This window comes from Roseomonas sp. FDAARGOS_362, assembly GCF_002754815.1.
GTDB classification, from domain to species: Bacteria; Pseudomonadota; Alphaproteobacteria; order Acetobacterales; family Acetobacteraceae; genus Roseomonas; species Roseomonas mucosa.
Window position 1 is genome coordinate 2,054,405 of sequence record NZ_CP024588.1, and the last position, 14,672, is coordinate 2,069,076.

Consider the following 14,672-nt stretch of genomic DNA (forward strand, 5'->3'; position numbering starts at 1 on the left):
ATGATGCGACGCAGCAACCATAGGTGGACAGGGCTGAGATGAGCACCATCACGAGGCTGCGGGTCGGCAACGAAGACTTTCTTGTCGCGGCGATGATCGAGCGGTGCCCGAAGTCGATGATGATCCGGGAACTGCTGCAGAACGCGCTGGAGGCCGCCCAGAGCGCGCCGGACGGGGAGCGGCGGGTGGAATTCTCGGCCCTGACGGTCGATGGGGCGCGCAAGCTGGCCCTGTGGAATGCCGGACGGGGGCTGACCGCGGCGGAACTCTACCGGATGTGCGACATCGCCGCCTCGATCAACAAGGTGAACGGGCTCGACGCCAATTTCGGCATGGGTGCCAAGGTGGCCTCCCTGCCCTCCAACCAGCATGGGATGCGCTATCGCTCCTGCCGCGACGGGGTGGTGCATGAGGTGGTGCTGGGCAAGCGGGGCGGCACCTATGGCCGCCTGCACCAGCCCGCCCCGGACGGCCGCCTGACCGAGATCGTCGAGGTCACCGGACTGGCCCGGGCCGAGGGGCGGGACACCGCGAGCGACTGGACCGAGGTGGTTCTGCTCGGCAACCGGGCGGAGCAGGACACCGTGGCCGATCCCTTCGACGGCCATCCGCGCAGCCCGGCCAACTGGCTCATCGAGACCATCGGCGGCCGCTATTTCCGCTTCCTGCCCGGCGGCAGCGTGCTGCTGCAGCCCGGCATCCATCCGGTCACCGCCAGCTATGCGCTCCGCAGCCTGGAGCAGCGGCTCGCCGCCCTGCCGCACTACGAGCGCGTGGCGCTGCCGGATGGCGTCGTGATCCACTATGCCTACGACGCCCCGCATCCGGACAAGCCGGGGGCCAACCTCAGCCAGCCCTCCGGCCTGGAGAATGCGGAAGGCATGGCCGGCATCGTCTTCCGCGACGAGATCTTCGCGGTGATGCGCGGCGCCCAGTGGCGGCGCGAGGCGCCGAGCTTCGGCGTGCCGGTGGGCGCGCGGCATGTCTCCATCCTGGTGGAGCTGCCTTCGGACCATCCGGTGCAGGCGGAAGGCTATCGCGAGTTCCTGCGCTACCGCGGCGGCGCGCAGGCGCAGGTGCGGCTGGCCGATCTCGCCCCCCTCATCGCCGAGCACCAGCCGGGCTGGCTGAAGGAGATCCTGGCCGGCAGTTCGCCCTCCGCCGCCCTGGTGGCCGAGGCGCAGCAGGAGATGGGGGAGCTGCTGCGGAGCCTGGGCGTCGCGCGCCGCCGCCCGCCCCGCCCGCGCACGGAGGACATGCCGCCCCCCGCGACGCCGGTGGCGCCGCCGGCCCCTCGCCCGGTGGTGATCGAGACCGCGCCCGCCCTGTTCCTGCTGCGCGGTGCCGCCGAGGTGGCCGATGCCGGGCTGACCTTCCGCGCCGCCTGCTACTATCCGGAAAGCCACCAGCTCCACATCAACCTGACCTATCCGGCGGTGGCGGTGATGGCCTCCATGCTGACCGGCAGCGAGGACAGCGAGGAGGTCGCCCCGGCGGTGCAGGCCGCCGCGACCGAGATCGCCGAGCGCAGCATGGTCATGCGGGTGGCACGCGCACTGGTCCATGGACTGGCCAAGCGCGGGCGCCCGCGCGAATGGAACGATGGGCAGTTGCGGGTGCTGCTGTCCGCGGAAAGCCTGACGTTGGCGGCCGACGATGTGCATGCCGGCTTCACCGAGGCGCAGGAGAGCTTCCGCCAGAGCGTGCTGGCCGTCCCCATGGCGGAATAGCGATCCGTACCGATCCCCGGGGATATCCCCGGGGGCACCGAGGGTCTGGCCGGACCTGCCGTGCCAGTCCAGTGGTGCTGCTCAGTGATGCTGCGTCCCGTGCTCCGCGTTCCGGCGCCGGGTTTCCGCGGCCTTCTTCGCGGAGGCGGAGCGCTCGCTGGCCGGGCGGGAGGCCGAGGCTTCGCCGCCCAGATGGCCGCCCTTGTGCGACGGTTCATGCGAGACGGCGTGGCCACGCCCCGAACCGCTCTTCTTGCCGCCGCCATCCTGCTTGTTCACCGTGGCCCAGGCCCGCGCCTCGGCCTCCTTCTCCGGTACGCCGCGGTGCTCGTAGCTCTCCTCGATATGTTCGGCTTGGCGCTTCTGCTTGTCCGTATAGGCGTCCTTGCCGCCACGTCCCGTTGCCATCCCGCATCTCCCTGCATCCGGCGGCCCGATGAGCTCCGCCCGGCGGGGAAACGTGCCGGCGGCCGGATGGCTGCGCCTCCCGCGCAGGCGGCGATCCCGTCCGGGCCGCCCGGCGGCCGGAAGCCGTTCAGGCTGGGGCCCGCGCCCCGATGCGTTCCGCCGCCAGCCTTTGCCGCAGCCAGGCGGCGGCGGGGCCGGAGGGGCGCTGCTTGTGCCAGACCATCTCCAGCGCCACGGGCCAGTCGCCGCGATCGAACTGGAGCTCCGGCGTGACGAGGTCCGGCGCCGCCGGGGAGGCGACGATCACGTGGTCGGAGGCGAAGGCCCAGCCGATGCCGTGCTTCACGAATTCCAGGATCACCCAGTGGCTTTCCACCCACCAGACCTCGGCAGCAACGCGGAGGCGGCTCTTCTCCCGGCTCTCGCTGCGGGTGGCGAGCATGATCTGGCGGTGGCGCTTCAGCTCCTCCCATTCCACCCGCTCCTTGGCCAGCGGGTGGTCGCGGCCGCAGACCAGCTTCAGCGGCACCCAGCCCAGCGTGTGGAAGCCCAGCTCGGTCGGCAGCACCTCCGGCCGCCACTGGATGCCGAGATCGGCCTTTCCCTCCTGCACGAGCTGGCTGACATCCTCCATCAGCGAGAACAGGATCTCCAGCTCCACGGAAGGGAAATGCCGGGCGAAGTCGGCGAAGAGGCTGCCGAGCGCGTTTTCCGGATAGAGTTCGTCGATGGCCAGGACCAGCCGGTCCTCCACCGCTTCCTCCAGGCTGCGCGCCACGCCGATCAGGTGCTCCCGACGCTCCAGCACCACCCGCGCCTCCTGCAGCAGCCGCTGCCCGGCACGGGTCAGGCTCGGGTTGCGGCCCTCTCGGCGGAAGAGTTCCAGCCCGAGATCTGCTTCCAGATTGGCGACATGGGTGCTGACCACCGACTGCGCCCGGCGCAGCTTCCGGGCGGCGGCGGAGAAGGAGCCGGTCTCGGCGGCGGCCACGAAGGCCTGGAGCTGGTCGAGGGAAACACTCATGGCTTCAACCTATCGTCCAGAACGATGGCAGCCAACTTTTCCATGGCAGGAAAGGCGATAGAAACCCCGCAACAACGCCAGTCGCACAAAGGGTCCTCCATGCGCAGCACAGCGGATCGCATCCGTCACACCATCCTGTTCGAGATTGTCGGCCTCGCCCTGGTCCTGCCGCTGGGCTCGTGGCTCTTCGGCCTGTCGGTCGAGAAGATGGGGGTCATCGGCGTCGGCAGCGTCTTCGCGGCCGCGCTCTGGAACTATCTCTACAACCTGGGTTTCGACCGGGCGATGCTGGCCCTGCGGGGCCGGGTGGAGAAGACGCTGCCGCTGCGCGTCCTGCACGCCATCCTGTTCGAGGCCGGGCTGCTGGTGGCGCTGCTGCCGGCCATCGCCTGGTATCTCGGGATCAGCCTGGTGGAGGCCTTCGTCATGGATATCGCGATCGCGGGCTTCTATGTGGCCTATGCCTTCGTCTTCAATCTCGCCTATGACCGCATCTTCCCGATCCCGGAGCGGCGGGCGCAGGCAACGGGCCAGCCGGCCCGGGCCTGATCCTCTTCTCCCGGGGCGATCCGCTCCAGTCCTCCAAGGCCGGTGACATGCGGCAGGCCCTCCATACGCTCCTGGTCGAGACCCCCGGCGCCGGGCTGGTCGAGATCACCGCCGCCATCCGCCGCTGGGTGGCGGGCCAGGGGATCGGGACCGGGCTTCTCACCCTCTGGTGCCGGCACACCTCCGCTTCGCTGCTGGTGCAGGAGAATGCCTCGCCCGATGCGCGGGAAGACCTGGAGGCCTTCTTCCGGCGGATCGCGCCCGAGGCGCGGGGCCTGTACCGGCATGACGACGAGGGGCCCGACGACATGCCGGCGCATCTGCGCGCCGCGCTGACGCAGACCCAGCTTTCCGTGCCGGTCGCCGATGGGCGGCCGGTCCTGGGCACCTGGCAGGGGATCTACCTGTTCGAGCACCGCGCGGCGCCGCACCGGCGGGAGATGGTGCTGCACCTGATCGGGGAGTGAGCCCCGGCCGCCGGCGGCGATGGTCCGGGGCCGGTGTCACGCCCGCCGGGCGGCGCGGGCCAACCCGGCCCGGATCAGCGCCACATTGCCGTCGGCCCGCCGCCCGTCCGGCAGATCCGTCCCGTCCTCCAGGCCCAGCCGGGCCATCAGCCCCAGCTCGGCGGCGAGGTCGAAGCAGGGCCAGACGGAACGTCCTTCACCGTGCAACTGGCGCTCCGCCCCATGCCCCGCGGCGTCCAGCCGGCCCAGGATGGCTTTCGCCAGCGGCACGGCCTGGTCCGGCGGCAGGTCCGGGACCTCGACCAGCACCCGCCGGCAGCCCCGGTCCAGCGCCAGGAAGCGCTCCGCGTCCTGGACCGAGGCCAGCCCCGCCTCCACCCCGATGCCCGAGGCATGCAGGGCATCGATCACCGCCGGGGCGTCGGGTTCGGAAAGGTTGATGGAAGCCTCCTCGGGACGGCCCTCGCCCAGCAGCGCCCAGGAGGCGATCATGGCGCGCCGGCGGGCATCGTCGCCCATGATCCAGCCGCCGGTGGAGACCGAGACCGGCAGGCCGGACAGCCGCGCCGCCATCACCGCGCCGCGGATGACCTCGGGGGCCAGGCTCTCCACCAGCCGGGCGTTGCGCGGATGCAGGTGCAGCGCCACGGCCCCCGCCTCGGCGCAGGCGGCGGCATCGCGGGCCACCTCCGCCTCGCTGAGCGGCAGGCCAGGATGGAAGCAGGCCGGGCGGGCCCCGTTCAGGCAGGCCTGGACCCGCATCAGCCGCGCCCCAGCAGGCGTCCGGCCCGCTGCTTCCAGCCTGCGAGGCGCCGGCTCATCCGCCCTTCCAGCTCCTCCACCTTTCCCACGGCACCGGGCCAGCGCCCGGCCAGCCTGTCCCAGCCCCGCGCCGCCCAGCCGTGCTGGTCGCGCAGCACGAAGAGGCCCAGCGCCAGGAACAGGAAGCCCTGCAGGAAAGGCAGGACGCAGCCCAGGACGCCCAGGCCGAGAAGGCTCCATCCCGTCGCCTTGCGCGCCGCGCTCGGCCGCAGAACCACCATGTCTCGCCTCCTGATCCGCACGGGGCCACCCGCCTTCCGGGCGCTCCGAGGCAGCCCAGTTGGTGCCGAAGCGCCATCCTGCAATGGCGGCGGGGCACTGCCCCGCCGCCAAAGGGCGGCTCAGTGGCCGGCCATGGACAGCGGCGGCTGCACGTCGTCGGGGATCGGGTTGACGAAGGGTGTTTCCGCCAGCCGGGCCCGGTGGTCGGCCTTGGCCTTCTCGATCAGCCCGGGGTCGCGCAGCGCATCCAGGGCGGTGCCGGCCATGACCTTGGCCACATGCTCCAGGCCCTTATGCGCCGCCGGGGTCTTGCCCTGGGCGGTGAGCTGCCAGGAATGCCCCGGCGTGCCCACGGCATAGGTGGCGCCGCGTGCCTGCACCGTCGGCACCACCCAGCTCACCGTGCCCACATCGGTGGAGCCGAAGCTCTTGGGCTCCGGCGCATCGAGCGGCACGATGCGCTCGCACAGCGCCTCGCCGGGGATCGGCGGAATGCCGGCGCGGCGGTAGGTGGCGTCGATCTCCTCCGCGGTCAGGGTCTTCTGGATCTCGCGCGCGAAGGCCTTGTCCGCCTCGTCGAAGCGCGGCGGGCCGAGGCGCTCGTAATTGGCGTTCATCGCCTGTTCCAGCGGCGTGTTGCCGACGAGGTTCGCGTCGGCGCTCAGCACCTGGTGCGAGACCGTGGTCTCGGTCATCAGCGCGGCGCCCTCGGCGATCTTCTTCACGCGGGCGACCAGGGCCTGCATCTCCGGCAAGGTCTTGCCGCGCACGAGGTAGCGCACGCGCGCCCTGCCCTGCACCACGTTCGGCGCGATGCCGCCGGCGTCCTGGAGCGCGTAGTGCACGCGCGCGCCGTCCGGCATGTGCTCGCGCATGTAGTTCACGCCGACATTCATCAGCTCCACCGCGTCGAGCGCCGAGCGGCCGAGTTCCGGCGCGGCGGCGGCGTGGGAGGAGCGGCCGGTGAAGGTGAAGTCCATCTCCATGCAGGCCAGCGAGACCGGCTTGGTCACCCCGGAAAACGGCGCCGGGTGCCAGCAGATGGCGATGTCCACGTCGTCGAAGGCGCCCTCGCGCACCATGAAGCCCTTGGCGGAACCGCCTTCCTCGGCCGGGCAGCCGTAGTAGCGCACGCGGCCCCTGATGCCGTTCTCCGCCAGCCAGTCCTTCACCGCCGTGGCGGCGAGGAGCGAGGCGGCGCCCAGCAGGTTGTGGCCGCAGCCATGGCCCTTGCCTTCCTGGCCCTCGACCGGGCGCGGCTCGGCCAGGCCGGCCTCCTGGCTCAGCCCGGGCAGCGCGTCGTACTCGCCCAGGATGGCGATCACCGGCCCGCCCTCGCCCGCCTCGCCCATCACCGCGGTCGGGATGCCCGCGACACCCTTCGTGATGCGGAAGCCCTGCCGCTCCAGCATCCCGGCATGGGCGGCGGCGGAGCGCTGCTCGGCATAGTTCAGCTCGGGCGTGCCCCAGACGCGGTCGCTCAGCTCGGCGAATTCCTCGCGCTTCGCCTCGACCAGCCGCCAGATGTCCTCGCCGTTCTGCATGAGCCTGCCACCATTCCATGAACCCGGGGTTGCGGGGCCCCGGCGTTGCGTTCGAAGAGGGCGCAATCTGCGCCCTTCGCGCCGCCGGGAGAAGAGGGGGAAGCCAGGCGGTGGCAGCTTGTCCCGAGGGGCGGCGGCCAAGGCCCCGAACGAGCGGTGGCGGCGCGAAAATGGAGCAGTGTCGCGAGGCAGGCACACCGCGTCTTTGCGCAGGATCAAAAAAACGCCACAAAAATCAGTTGTCCACAGGAAGAGCGTCAGTAATACCCATACCGCATGGTAAATATGCTTCACGGCCATGGAGAACTTCCGAAGTCATGTTGACCAATCCCGCCACGGGGTCAGCATGGCCCTGGCTGAACAAGACCGGGAGTCTTTCATGCTTCTCTCATCGCCGGCAGAACCGACCTCGAACCGCAAACTCGCCTTTCTTGCCTTCGCACTGATCGTCTATGGCGCCATCCTGATGCTGCCGACGCCCGCCGGCCTCACCGCCTCCGGGCAGGTGGCGCTCGGGCTGCTGGCGCTGGTGATCATCCTCTGGATCAGCGAATGCGTCTCGCCCGCCGCGAGTGCCATCGTGCTGACCGGCATGGCCGTGCTGGGGCTGATGGGGCATCCGCTGACCGAGGGCGGCGCGCCCATGACCTCCTCCAGCGCCCTCGCGGTGATGCTGACCGGATACTCGTCCTCCGCCGTGCTGCTGGTGGCGGGCGCGCTGTTCCTGGCGGTGGCGCTGAAGCTCACCGGCCTCGACCGCCGCGTCGCGCTGCTCGTCATGTCGAAGGTCGGCATCTCGCCTGCGCGGCTGATCATCGGCGCGATGATCGTGGGCTTCGTGCTGGCGCTGTTCATCCCCTCCGCCACCGCCCGCGTCGGCGCGGTGATCCCGATCATGGTGGGCATCGTCACCGCGCTTGGCCTGCCGGTGGCGAGCAGCCTGGGCGCCACGCTGATGATCGTCACCGCCATGATCTGCTCGGTCTTCAACATGGGCATCAAGACCGGCGCGGCGCAGAACCTGATCAGCCTGAGCTTCATGCAGGGCAGCTTCGGGGTGAACATCTCCTGGGGCCAGTGGTTCATCACCGCCCTGCCCTTCACCCTCGGCATGTGCGTGACGATGTTTGTCGTGGCGCTGCTGATCCTCCGGCCGCAGGTGCCCGAGGCTGGCGAGGCGCAGCGGCGGCTGCAGGCGGAGCTGGACGAGCTGGGCCCGGTGAGCCCCGCCGAGAAGCGGCTGATGCTGGTGGCGCTGCTGCTGCTCGTCCTCTGGTCCACCGAGGGCTGGCTGCATCCCCTCGACACCACCACCACCACGCAGCTCGGCATCGCCCTGCTGCTGATGCCGCGCATCGGCGTGATGAACTGGTCGCAGGCGGAGAAGCTGGTGCCCTGGGGCACGGTGGTGCTCTTCGCGGCGGGCATCTCGCTGGGCATCCTGCTGTCCCGCACCGGCGCCGCCGCCTGGCTGGCGGGGGTCACGCTCGGGCAGCTCGGCCTGGGCGGCATGGCCGTGGCCAATGTGGTGCTGGCGCTCTCGGTCTTCTCCGTCGTGCTGCACCTGGGCTTCGCCTCGGCGACCGGGCTGGCCAGCACGCTGATCCCGATCATGATCGCCTTCACCCAGACCCTGCCCTTCGGCCCGCAGGCGGCCTTCGGCATCGTGCTGATCCAGAGCTTCGTCGTGTCCTTCGGCTTCATCCTGCCGACCAACGCGCCGCAGAACATGCTCTGCTACGGCACCGGCGCCTTCAGCACGATCCAGTTCGCCAAGGTCGGCGTGGTGATGACCGTGGTGGGGCTCGCGCTGATCTGGCTGCTGTCCGTCACCCTCTGGCCGATGATGGGAGTGCTGTAGGATGCGCAAGGTCGGGATCATCGGCGCAGGGCTGGTCGGCGCCGCGGCGGGCTACCTCCTCGCCATCACGCCCGGGGTGCGGGAGATCGTGCTGGTCGATCTCGACCAGGCCCGCGCTCGCTCCGAGGCACAGGACATCGCCCATGCCGCCGCCTTCGGCGGCACGGCGCAGATCCGCGCGGGGGACTATGCCGACCTCGCCGGGGCGCAGGTGGTGGTGATCACCGCCGGCACCAGCCTGAAGCCGGGGCAGACGCGGCTGGACCTGCTTGCCGCCAATGTGCATGTCGTCTCGGCGGTGCTGGAGCGGGTCCTGAGGGTGGCACCGGAGACGGTGCTGCTCTTCGCCACCAACCCGGTGGACGTGATGCCCGCCATCGCGGTGCGGCGCTTCGGCGTGCCGAAGGGCCGTGCCATCGGCACCGGCTGCGCGCTGGATTCCGCCCGCTTCCGCGACCGGCTGGCGCAGCATCTCGGCGTCTCGCCCGGCTCCGTCCATGCCAATGTCCTGGGCGAGCACGGCGATTCCGAGGTTCTGCACTGGAGCGGCGCGCATGTGGCCGGAATGCCGCTGACGCTTTTCGCCGAGAAGCTGGGCCACCCCATCCCGCCCGAGGTGCAGGCCACCATCGCGCAGGAGGTCCGCACCTCCGCCTACCGCATCAAGGAAGGCAAGGGTGTGTCGAATTTCGGCATCGGCGGCTGCATCGCGCGCCTCACCCGCGCGCTGCTGAACGACGAGCATGTGCTGTTCAGCGTCTCGACCTTCATGGACGAGGTTCTGGGCGTGCCGGAGACCTGCATCTCGCTGCCGCATGTCCTGGGCGCGCAGGGGGCCTCGGCGCCGCTGCTGCCGCCACTGGATGCGCGGGAGAACCAGGAGCTCCGCCACAGCGCCGGGGTCCTGCACGACGCCATCCGGCACGGGCTGGCCGCCGCCGGCTGATCGTCCCGCACCGCGCTTCACGCCCAGGGGGAAAGGCCCTGCCTAGCCTACGGCGTCGAGGCAGCGCCTCGCCCCCCCCCTGATACCCCCCATCCGCCAGGAACCTGGTCAAACGTATGGCGATTATGCACTTGACGACACCAACCGAACTGCTAGGTTGCGTGCATGGCAAGCGCAGGCGACCTGACTCTTCTCGAAATCATGCGCCGGTTTTCGACCGAGGAGGCGGCGCGCGCGTATTTTGAGCGCGCGCGTTGGCCGAATGGGCCGGTCTGCCCGCACTGCGGCAACGCTCAAGCGGATCGCATCTATTCAGTCACGCCGAATGCGAAGGCTCGCGTTCGCGTCGGCCTCTACAAGTGCGGTGAGTGCCGGGACACCTTCACTGTGACGGTCGGAACCGTCATGGAAGACTCGCATGTGCCGCTGCATAAGTGGCTGGTCGCTTTCTACATGATGTGCGCGAGCAAGACCCAAGTCTCCGCGCTGCAGCTGCAGCGGCAGCTAGAGATTGGCTCGTATCGGACGGCCCTGTTCCTCTGTCACCGGATCCGCTTCGCTCTGAAAGAGGTCGGCGCCGTCCCCAAGCTGTCTGGCGAAGTGGAAGCCGACGAGACCTACGTCGGCGGCCGGGCGCGCGGAAAAGGGCAAGGCTACACGAAAAACAAGACCGCAGTGGTGTCCCTAGTCGAGAAGGGGGGCAGCGTCCGCTCCACTGTTGTCGAGAACGTCAGCCAAAAGACCATGGGTGCACTGCTGCATGAGCATGTTGAAGCAAACGCTCATCTGAACACGGACGAATCGGCGCTGTATAAAAAGGCTGGCAAAGACTTTGCTTCCCACGAGACTTTTAACCATTCAAAGGAAGAATATGTTCGTCGTGACGAAGAGAGTGGGCGCGTGGTGACTACCAACACTGTTAAGGGATTCTTCGGTAATACTAAGCGCAGTATCGATGGAACCCACCATCAGGTCAGCCGCAAGCACCTTCACCTTTACGTCGCAGAGCTGGACTTTAAATATAATACCCGCACCGTCACAGACGGACAGCGGACGAACACAGGTATTCGTGGCATCGAAGGTAAGCGCCTCATGATGCATCGCCCAAAGAGTGCGGTCTGATGGGCCGTGCGATACGAGTCGCAGAGGTCCGAGCGGAGCATCTGCTGACCGAACTCCTAACTGTCCAGGGTTGGGGGGCACTACGCCCACCCAAAGGAGATCTTCTGCGGCAGCAAGAGTATAAAGATTATCCTCATCTTCTTGAGATTTTTAAGGGAAGAAGCAAGTCGTCCGGCGGGGGCGATGGGCTTCCAGAAGCTCTCCTTGTTGACGAAAATCTGCAGCCCCTGGCCGTGATCGAGGTAAAGGCGCTTAGAGCCGAACTGCCGAAGGCTGTCGACGAAGTCACAAATAAGTATGGGGCATGGTGTCTTGAGGCTGGCTATGAACCTCTGGCGATAGCCCTCGCCGGCACATCCGGCGACGCCTTCGATCTGAGGGTATTCAAAGCGGTTCGTAATAAATGGGCAGCGGTCACTTACGAGGGGAATCCGATCAACTGGATTCCTAACCGCGCAGATCTAGGCCACCTTCGTGCGACCGGGGGCCTGACGGAACTGCGGCCATCCGTTCCCCCTCCCGAAGTGCTGGCCGCAAAGGCGGACGAAATCAATCGCCTGCTTCGAGAAGCGAACATTACTGACGCGCATAGGCCGGCGGTCGTCGGCGCAATTATGCTGGCTCTGTGGAAGTCAAAGGGCAAGATCCGGCGCGACCCTGAATACATTCTTAGTGACATTAATAGCGCGGCCCAAGAGGCATTTTGGGTTGCCAAGAAGCCCAAGATTGCAGCCAGTCTCAACGTTCCAACTGCAAATATGGCGCTGGCGAACAGTGCTGTCCGCATTGCAAGCATACTTGAGAAGCTGAATGTGACCGTCCTTAATGCCGAAACTGATTACCTCGGCCAGCTTTACGAGACGTTCTTCACCTATGTTGGCGGAAACACGATCGGACAGATTTTCACACCGAGACACTTGGCTGCATTTATGGCCGAGATTACGAACGTCGAGCGTGAGGACAACGTCTTAGACCCTGCGTGTGGAACGGGCGGATTCTTGATCGCGGCCATGAACCGCGTTCAGCGCCGAAGCAAGTTGTCCCGGGCGCAGATCGTTGAAATCATCAAGGAGCATCTGTTGGGCTTTGAGGACGAGCCCACCACAGCGGCCCTGTGCGTCGCCAATATGATTCTCAGGGGCGATGGCTCCACGAAGGTGAATCAGGGAAGTTGTTTTACCTCGAAGCAGTTTCAGGCTGGATGGGCATCGATAGTGCTCATGAACCCGCCGTTCCCTCACAAGGCCACTGATACTCCGCCTGAGGATTTTATCGCCCGTGGACTAGAAGGGCTGCGGCATAAAGGAATTCTGGCATCCATTGTGCCGCAGTCGCTTCTCGTAAAGCGCGACAAGCAAGACTGGCGCGATGAGATCCTGCAGAAGAACACGCTTCTCGGCGTCGTGGTTTTGCCTGACGAACTGTTTATGCCTTTTGCCTCCGCTTTTACAGCTGTCCTTATTATTGAAAAGGGCACCCCGCACCCGCAAGGTCGCAAGGTCTTTTTTGCTCGGGTGCAAAATGACGGTTTCCGAATCAAGAAAAACGTCCGTGTGCCGCGAAGCGGGGACCAACTGCCGATCGTCTTGGATGCCTTTAAAGAAGGGAAATCCATTTCGCGGCTTTGCGGCTGGTCCGCTCTTGACCAGAGTGAACCGCTTTGGCACCCGGCCGCGCCTAACTATATCCCTACTTCTCCGCTGAACATCGAAGAGGTTCGCGAGGACATCAGATATCTGACTGGGTCCAGATCGGCCTTTGTGGTCAGACACGCTCGTGAACTTCAGAACATGCTTGACAAGATCGCCAGCGGTGAACTGTCGACCAAGTCAGTTAGGACCATTCGCAAGAAGGCGATAGAGGTTGAAACTGCGCCGGGGACCATCGGGGCAAGTTTCGACATCTACGGTGGGCAACGGGAGTTGCATAACAAGGAGAATTTACTACCAGGAGATTCACTGGTTATTTCATCGAGCGGGGCGGACAACGGTGCGTATGGGTTCTTTGACTTTAACCAACTCTTAGAGCCTCCTTTTGTAACGGTGCCTGGAACCGGGAGCATTGGGGAGGCTCATGTGCAAGAATGGCCCTGCGGGGTAAGCGACCACTGCTACATCCTCGTTCCCAAGCCCGGCGTTGAGCCAGAAATGCTCTACTTGGCGTCCGCCGCAATCCGACGTGAGATTTGGCGGTTTAGCTATGGCGCCCAGATCACACCCAGGAGGATCGCTTGGTTTCCTCTGACAAAGTCAGAGGATGCGATCATGTTGGTCCGAGACCATCTCGCGTCAGCCGCTCGGATTGAGGAGGTTGCATTGGAAGAGGCTGCCGACGATCGTGACAGGGAGATCGCCCGAAAGCGTCTGGACAGCCTTCAGGCTGGCAAGGTGAAGGTGGTCTATGGCGATGAGCTTGAGGCCAGACTAGCCGCGCTTGAAGCCGAGTGACGGCGGTGCCGCTGGTAGGGTTTGGGTTCGCATCGAGTGCTCTGGACTTCCTGGAGACGGTTCCGCACAAGTTCCGACGGCAGATCATAAAGAAGGCGAGAGCACTACACACAAACCCCTTTCCGCCTGGAGTTAAGAAGCTGCGGGGTGTGGAAACGCACCTTGGTGAGCCAATCTACCGAGAGAGATCGGGAGACTATCGGATACTGTACATCGTTAGAGAGGACCCATCAGAAGTCATTGTACTCGATATCGGCAATAGGAAGGATATCTATAAGATGCCCAAAACTAATGCTCCTGCCGATACTGAGATGAGAATGAAAGAAGAAGAGTTCGACGACATCATGCGCCGTGCGCTCGGCGCCGCAGCAGCCCCGAAGCCAGGGGGAGAGACTTCGCCCGAAGTGCAGAGATCGTCGGAGGGGCAGAATCCACCAGAACCGCGCCGCAACGCAACGCCCCGCAGACGATCCAGGCAGTAGCTATCCATTCTGGTTGGTGTTGTGAAGTGCATAATCGCCAAACGTATGGGCTTGACCCTGGACCTCCCGCTCGCTGCCGCTTTCTGACGCCGGATCGCGCCGGAGGGCCATGCCCTCCGGCGCGGTCAGGGTGTTCCACGCGTTTCCGGAGCCCAGCCTGTCCACCCGGCCCCCGGGACCGGGCCACAGGGCGGCGGTCACCACGGACGCCAGCACAGGGGGTCCAGGGCGCGCAGCGTCCTGGCGGAGTGGGGGTTCCGGGGCGAGAGGCAGCGCCTCTCCCCCGGGGGCCGGCCACCGGCGCCACGCAGGGACGTCTTGCCGGCAGGCCAGGAGCGAACCGCGGCGTGGCGGTCAGAAGCGGTAGCGGATGCCGGCGCCGACGATCCAGGGGTCGAGGTCCGCGCGGGCCATGATGGCGCCACTGTTCACCGAGACGCGGGGATCGAGGAACAGCTTCTTCGCATCGACGTTGATCACCCAGCGCGGGCTGAGTTCGTAGTCGATGCCGGCGTTCAGCGCCCAGCCCCAGGCATTCTTCACCACCACCTTGTTCACCGGCGCGCTGAGGCTGCCGCCCTCGCCGTAGAAGACCGAGTAGTTCACGCCGACGCCGATATAGGGGCTGAAGCGGGAAGCCGGCAGCGGGTGGAACTGCGCCGTGACGGTCGGCGGCAGGATCCAGGCATGGCCAAGATCCAGGCCGCCGATGGCGGAGCCGCGCACGGACAGGTCGTGCCGGGTGGTCGCGGCGATCGCGTTCACCGAGAAATAGGGCGTGAAGAAGTAGCTCAGATCGAGCTGCGGCGAGGCACTGTTGCTCGCATCCGGCTTGCCGCCGATCGCGTCCACATGGCCGCCCTTCTCCGGCAGGACGCCGATGGCGCCGAAGCCCAGGACCAGGTCGCCGGCCTGCTTGCCGCGCACCGGCTCCTGCTGCGCCAGGGCCGGCGTGGCCATCAGGCCCGCCGCCATCGCCACGGCCGAAACCATCCGAAAGGTCTTGTTCATCGTCTCTCTCGCATCGAAGCGGCGCAGTCACCGCATG

14 protein-coding genes are annotated in these 14,672 nt (G+C 66.7%); 8 read left to right on the plus strand and 6 right to left on the minus strand.

Features of this window, described 5'->3' with window-relative positions:
* Positions 1-38: 38 nt before the first annotated feature.
* Positions 39-1,730 carry an ATP-binding protein gene (locus CTJ15_RS14295; protein ID WP_058389091.1) on the plus strand — a complete coding sequence of 564 codons (1,692 nt, stop codon included), beginning with the start codon at positions 39-41 and terminating at the stop codon, positions 1,728-1,730.
* Positions 1,731-1,811: 81 nt separating this feature from the next.
* Here the strand turns inward: CTJ15_RS14295 and CTJ15_RS14300 are convergent, their stop codons facing one another.
* Both CTJ15_RS14300 and CTJ15_RS14305 read right to left on the minus strand, forming a co-directional pair.
* On the minus strand, positions 1,812-2,138 hold the full coding sequence (locus CTJ15_RS14300; RefSeq protein WP_058389090.1) for a hypothetical protein: 327 nt from the start codon (positions 2,136-2,138) through the stop codon (positions 1,812-1,814).
* 127 nt (positions 2,139-2,265) lie between these two features.
* Entirely contained in the window at positions 2,266-3,162 is an 897-nt protein-coding gene (locus CTJ15_RS14305; protein WP_058389089.1) for a LysR family transcriptional regulator, read from the minus strand.
* A gap of 99 nt (positions 3,163-3,261) precedes the next feature.
* Here CTJ15_RS14305 and CTJ15_RS14310 point away from each other — a divergent pair, with 99 nt between their 5' ends.
* Positions 3,262-3,711, plus strand: coding sequence for a PACE efflux transporter (locus tag CTJ15_RS14310; protein ID WP_019461843.1), 450 nt, complete (start codon positions 3,262-3,264; stop codon positions 3,709-3,711).
* Between the two features lie 47 nt (positions 3,712-3,758).
* Entirely contained in the window at positions 3,759-4,178 is a 420-nt protein-coding gene (locus CTJ15_RS14315; RefSeq protein ID WP_019461844.1) for a secondary thiamine-phosphate synthase enzyme YjbQ, read from the plus strand.
* 36 nt (positions 4,179-4,214) lie between these two features.
* Here CTJ15_RS14315 and CTJ15_RS14320 read toward each other — a convergent pair whose 3' ends face one another.
* From CTJ15_RS14320 to CTJ15_RS14330, 3 genes are all read right to left on the minus strand, one after another.
* On the minus strand, positions 4,215-4,940 hold the full coding sequence (locus CTJ15_RS14320) for a 3-keto-5-aminohexanoate cleavage protein (RefSeq protein WP_058389088.1): 726 nt from the start codon (positions 4,938-4,940) through the stop codon (positions 4,215-4,217).
* A complete protein-coding gene (locus tag CTJ15_RS14325) occupies positions 4,940-5,221 on the minus strand; it encodes a PGPGW domain-containing protein (protein WP_019461846.1) in 282 nt (93 codons plus the stop codon). The genes CTJ15_RS14320 and CTJ15_RS14325 overlap by 1 nt, the downstream gene beginning before the upstream one ends.
* A 120-nt stretch (positions 5,222-5,341) precedes the next feature.
* Positions 5,342-6,766 (minus strand): M20 family metallopeptidase, encoded by a 1,425-nt coding sequence (locus CTJ15_RS14330; RefSeq protein ID WP_076970350.1) that lies wholly within the window; start codon positions 6,764-6,766, stop codon positions 5,342-5,344.
* Positions 6,767-7,145: 379 nt separating this feature from the next.
* Between CTJ15_RS14330 and CTJ15_RS14335 the strand changes: the two genes are divergently transcribed.
* The 5 genes from CTJ15_RS14335 to CTJ15_RS25330 all read left to right on the plus strand — a co-directional run bounded on the left by CTJ15_RS14335 (position 7,146) and on the right by CTJ15_RS25330 (position 13,624).
* Positions 7,146-8,627, plus strand: coding sequence for a DASS family sodium-coupled anion symporter (locus CTJ15_RS14335; protein WP_019461848.1), 1,482 nt, complete (start codon positions 7,146-7,148; stop codon positions 8,625-8,627).
* Position 8,628: 1 nt separating this feature from the next.
* On the plus strand, positions 8,629-9,573 hold the full coding sequence (locus tag CTJ15_RS14340) for a lactate dehydrogenase (RefSeq protein ID WP_019461849.1): 945 nt from the start codon (positions 8,629-8,631) through the stop codon (positions 9,571-9,573).
* Positions 9,574-9,774: 201 nt separating this feature from the next.
* Positions 9,775-10,695: an IS1595 family transposase gene (locus tag CTJ15_RS14345; protein WP_076970353.1), complete on the plus strand. Its 921-nt coding sequence runs from the start codon at positions 9,775-9,777 to the stop codon at positions 10,693-10,695.
* A complete protein-coding gene (locus CTJ15_RS14350) occupies positions 10,695-13,142 on the plus strand; it encodes a class I SAM-dependent DNA methyltransferase (RefSeq protein ID WP_076970349.1) in 2,448 nt (815 codons plus the stop codon). The genes CTJ15_RS14345 and CTJ15_RS14350 overlap by 1 nt, the downstream gene beginning before the upstream one ends.
* A gap of 5 nt (positions 13,143-13,147) precedes the next feature.
* Positions 13,148-13,624 carry a type II toxin-antitoxin system RelE/ParE family toxin gene (locus tag CTJ15_RS25330; protein ID WP_226946161.1) on the plus strand — a complete coding sequence of 159 codons (477 nt, stop codon included), beginning with the start codon at positions 13,148-13,150 and terminating at the stop codon, positions 13,622-13,624.
* A 354-nt stretch (positions 13,625-13,978) separates the two neighbouring features.
* On the opposite strand, the gene CTJ15_RS14360 is transcribed toward CTJ15_RS25330, so the two are convergent.
* Positions 13,979-14,635, minus strand: coding sequence for an OmpW family protein (locus tag CTJ15_RS14360; RefSeq protein ID WP_019461850.1), 657 nt, complete (start codon positions 14,633-14,635; stop codon positions 13,979-13,981).
* Between the last annotated feature and the right edge of the window lie 37 nt (positions 14,636-14,672).

Excerpts from the sequence above, each read along its gene's own strand:
- CTJ15_RS14310 (WP_019461843.1), top strand. The coding sequence starts at position 3,262 with ATGCGCAGCACAGCGGATCGCATCCGTCACACCATCCTGTTCGAGATT.
- CTJ15_RS14315 (WP_019461844.1), top strand. The coding sequence starts at position 3,759 with ATGCGGCAGGCCCTCCATACGCTCCTGGTCGAGACCCCCGGCGCCGGG.
- CTJ15_RS14330 (WP_076970350.1), bottom strand. The coding sequence starts at position 6,766 with ATGCAGAACGGCGAGGACATCTGGCGGCTGGTCGAGGCGAAGCGCGAG.
- CTJ15_RS14305 (WP_058389089.1), bottom strand. The coding sequence starts at position 3,162 with ATGAGTGTTTCCCTCGACCAGCTCCAGGCCTTCGTGGCCGCCGCCGAG.
- CTJ15_RS14340 (WP_019461849.1), top strand. The coding sequence starts at position 8,629 with ATGCGCAAGGTCGGGATCATCGGCGCAGGGCTGGTCGGCGCCGCGGCG.
- CTJ15_RS14345 (WP_076970353.1), top strand. The coding sequence starts at position 9,775 with ATGCGCCGGTTTTCGACCGAGGAGGCGGCGCGCGCGTATTTTGAGCGC.
- CTJ15_RS14335 (WP_019461848.1), top strand. The coding sequence starts at position 7,146 with ATGCTTCTCTCATCGCCGGCAGAACCGACCTCGAACCGCAAACTCGCC.
- CTJ15_RS14320 (WP_058389088.1), bottom strand. The coding sequence starts at position 4,940 with ATGCGGGTCCAGGCCTGCCTGAACGGGGCCCGCCCGGCCTGCTTCCAT.
- CTJ15_RS14350 (WP_076970349.1), top strand. The coding sequence starts at position 10,695 with ATGGGCCGTGCGATACGAGTCGCAGAGGTCCGAGCGGAGCATCTGCTG.
- CTJ15_RS14325 (WP_019461846.1), bottom strand. The coding sequence starts at position 5,221 with ATGGTGGTTCTGCGGCCGAGCGCGGCGCGCAAGGCGACGGGATGGAGC.
- CTJ15_RS14300 (WP_058389090.1), bottom strand. The coding sequence starts at position 2,138 with ATGGCAACGGGACGTGGCGGCAAGGACGCCTATACGGACAAGCAGAAG.
- CTJ15_RS14295 (WP_058389091.1), top strand. The coding sequence starts at position 39 with ATGAGCACCATCACGAGGCTGCGGGTCGGCAACGAAGACTTTCTTGTC.
- CTJ15_RS14360 (WP_019461850.1), bottom strand. The coding sequence starts at position 14,635 with ATGAACAAGACCTTTCGGATGGTTTCGGCCGTGGCGATGGCGGCGGGC.